Raw genomic sequence first — 1386 nt, forward strand, 5'->3', positions numbered from 1 at the left:
CCGCTCGTCGTCCTTCTCCCGCTTGCCGTGCCGACCGTCGCCGTCCCGCCCGTGACCCCGCCCGTCCCGGCCACCGGCGTCGCGGCCTTCCCCGGCGGCGCGGCCCTTGCGGTATCCGGCGCCGTCGAGACCGCCCTCCGGTTCGGTCACGCCACCGTGGTCGTCCGAGCGGCTCCCCACGGGGGCCGCGCCTCCCTCGCCCACGTCGTCGGCGCCCTGCACCGTCATACAGCCACTGAGCGTGGAGACCGCGGCGAGCATGAGCGCGCCGACCGTCGTGGAGCGGGCGGTGCGGCCGGCGGCGTGCGCACCGCCCGTGGGAGAAGCGGTATGGCTGGTACGGGCAGCGGTACGGGTTCGGCGCACGGTGGGACCTCCTGCGCGGGGGTTTCGGCGGGTGCCGTGCTCAACTCCCCGTCACCCCAATAGGTCACGCCTCACCGCGCACACGCCGAAGCGCACACGGCGCACCACCCGGCGCCCGCCCGCCTCACCGGGCGCCCACCCGGGCCACCCGGCGCACGTCCTGGCCGCACGGCGCGCGCCCAGCCCGACCGGCGCCTGGCCACAACACCCGCGCTCCCCCCGGTGGGGGCCCAGCGCCCCTTCCGCCCGAGGGCCACGTTCCTCCCGGCCAGTCGCCACGTTCCTCCCGGCACAGGCCCTGACCCGAGCCGCCACGTCGACCTGAGCCGCAACGTCGGTGACGTCCACCACCGAGCAGTGACATTCACCACCGAGCAGAAGTCCGTGCCGTCCGCCGGGTCGGCCGACCGGTCGAGCCGAGGCGGGCGGTCGGACGGACGGGCAGGCGGGCAGACGGGCAGACGGGCAGACGGGCAGGCGGGCAGACGGGGCCGAGCAGACAGGACCGTACGGGACAGGACCGTACGGGACAGGGCCAGCCAGGCCGGCGGGGGCGCTCAGTCGCTCGGCCCAGCCGACGTGGGCCTCCACGGCCTCAGCCGTACCCCAGTGCGTGCAGCCTCTCGTCGTCGATACCGAAGTGGTGGGCGATCTCGTGCACGACCGTGATTTCGACCTCCTCCACGACGCCCTCCCGGCCCCCTCCGTCGTCCCGTTCGACCATCCGCAGGGTGGGTCCCCGGTAGACGGTGATGCGGTCCGGCAGGACGCCCGCGTACCACTCGCCGCGCTCGGTCAGCGGCGTGCCCTCGTACAGCCCGAGCAGCTCGGGGTCGTCCGCCGGGGGCTCGTCCTCGACGAACACCGCGACGTTGTCCATGAGCCGGGTCAGTTCGGGCGGTATCCGGTCGAGCGCCTCGGCGACCAGCTCTTCGAACTCCTCACGCGTCATTTCCAGCACGCGCCCATTGTCGGCCAGCCGGCCCGCGGACGCCCTCCCCCGGGCGGACTTCCCCGCGC

The 1386-nt window shown here is 75.0% G+C and carries 1 protein-coding gene and 1 pseudogene; both read right to left on the reverse strand.

Going from position 1 to position 1386, the window contains the following annotated elements:
- Positions 1-366: pseudogene (locus AB8Z75_RS34835) on the reverse strand (hypothetical protein); the annotation flags it as partial.
- A 595-nt stretch (positions 367-961) separates the two neighbouring features.
- Positions 962-1318: a metallopeptidase family protein gene (locus tag AB8Z75_RS34840; RefSeq protein ID WP_369209132.1), complete on the reverse strand. Its 357-nt coding sequence runs from the start codon at positions 1316-1318 to the stop codon at positions 962-964.
- Positions 1319-1386 lie beyond the last annotated feature (68 nt).

It is taken from the genome of Streptomyces sp. PU-14G, from assembly GCF_041028275.1.
GTDB lineage: Bacteria > Actinomycetota > Actinomycetes > Streptomycetales > Streptomycetaceae > Streptomyces.